This is a genomic window from Candidatus Termitispirillum reticulitermitis, assembly GCF_054655775.1.
Map to the genome: position 1 here is coordinate 1 of NZ_BAAIHG010000126.1, position 1,794 is coordinate 1,794.

Consider the following 1,794-nt stretch of genomic DNA (forward strand, 5'->3'; position numbering starts at 1 on the left):
ACTTAATGGATAACATTACAAATGGAACGGCAACGCCAGACGACTTAAAAAAAATATCAGCCTTAATAAGGGGAGCGGTTGCTAATATTATGTATGCTGATAGTAGTGAGGTTTTTACAGACGAGGATGGCAATAAGTATGCGATTATGGGGAAGCATGATAACAGCACAGGGATTGGGGCTGTGAATACCGCTAATGGTGCTGCAACTAATGCAAGAACGTTTTTAGAGACAGATGCACATGAAGCGGCACACAACTCTAGCAGGAATGAAGCAGTGGCTGGTAATGCTGCGAGTATGGAATTGGGGTATTATAATGTTGTGTCTTTTCTGTTAGGATATGATAGATTGCCTACTATCAGTGAAGGCGGGTTTGGAACAACTATGCAGGCTAACTGGAATGAAACCTATAATGCTAGCACTAGCACATTATTGGCAAGAGGCAACGATATTGCTGGTAATATGTTGCCTGAAAACCTTGACTACCTGCTACAAAAGATAAAACAAGGTAAAGATTGGATATACGTGGGCGTTGGTGGTGAAGATGGCAACGTGTATGATAACTTGAGCACTAAATATGAAGTTGGTGAAAAAGGCGGGGCTGGCACTGTTAGTGGAAGATGGAATAAGAAGACGAGCAAATGGGTTTGTCCTAGTGGCGACCCTGGTGGCTGTAGCTATGGTTCAAGTCAAATCAGCAGTGCTGGTAGGAAAAGCGGATTTGGCTCAATGCCTGAGTTTTTAGAACACCTTGAACAAAATAATTCAGACATATACAATAAATTGAAGGCTGCTGGTGGGGCTGAAGCCGCTAAAGCAGGCAATATTGCGTTTGTGAATGCTTGGCAAGAGTTGGCGAATACATATCCAGAATTTAAGGAATTACAAGAGGGATTTATTTATTGGCATAATTACCTCATTGCTCTCGATGTTGCTACAAAATATCTTGATATGAATACTCACTCTTCTGTGTTGAAAGATGTTATTCAGTCTATAGGTATACAACACTCAGAATACGGAGTACAAGAAATATTTAGCGACGCGAGTAAGGCTGTTAATTTTGCTACTGCAAGTGATGAGGCTATATTTGAGGCACTATATGAAAAACGCACCGCATATGCGCTCAGAAATGCGAAGGAATCGGAGCACAAGGGGCTAAATACGAGATATAAACGAGAGAGCAAGGAAGCTATAAAACTAGTAAAGAATGAGAATTTCGCAAAAATTATAAACCAAATAATGGCAGGAGTATATGACTGATGAAACATTTAGACAAAAAAATATTTATATTATGCGTGTTGGCTTTATCTTTAGCCAGTCTCGTTTGGGCTAGCGATAATAAGAACAACGACAAATATTTGGTTGTTAACCTTCAGTCTCGTGCTTATGCCCTGTCTGACTATAGAGGGAATATGGAGGTGGGGGGAGGTCATATCTACAGTGCTGAAGAAAAATCCTTTGCTACTGATGTGGAGAAGCAATTAAAAAACCGCGCTCATAGATATTCTAAAGAGCAATGTGTAGATGGCATTTATGACGCTTGGGAAGATTTGCTGGATTATCCTGGTGACGAATATATTGCGAACGGTGTTTATGCCAGTGATAGAGGATATGGTAGATTTGTTTGTGTTCCATACGTTTATGTAGAAAATTTCGGGGGTTTCTATCCTCATTTTGATATGATTGATAATATAACAAAATTTATTGATGCCTCAAAAGGGCTGATAGCTGAAAAGTTTGTGGATAGTGACAACTTTTCTTCTTATACGATATTTCCATTGGAGGAAGACCAACA

Annotated in this window: 2 protein-coding genes; both read left to right on the forward strand. The window is 39.8% G+C overall.

Annotated elements, in window-relative coordinates; translation table 11 throughout:
* A partial coding sequence (locus AC1MDJ_RS07670; RefSeq protein WP_479690334.1) for a VgrG-related protein occupies nt 1–1,259 on the forward strand: 1,259 nt, incomplete at its 5' end.
* A partial coding sequence (locus tag AC1MDJ_RS07675) for a hypothetical protein (protein WP_479690335.1) occupies nt 1,259–1,794 on the forward strand: 536 nt, incomplete at its 3' end. The genes AC1MDJ_RS07670 and AC1MDJ_RS07675, both read left to right, overlap by 1 nt.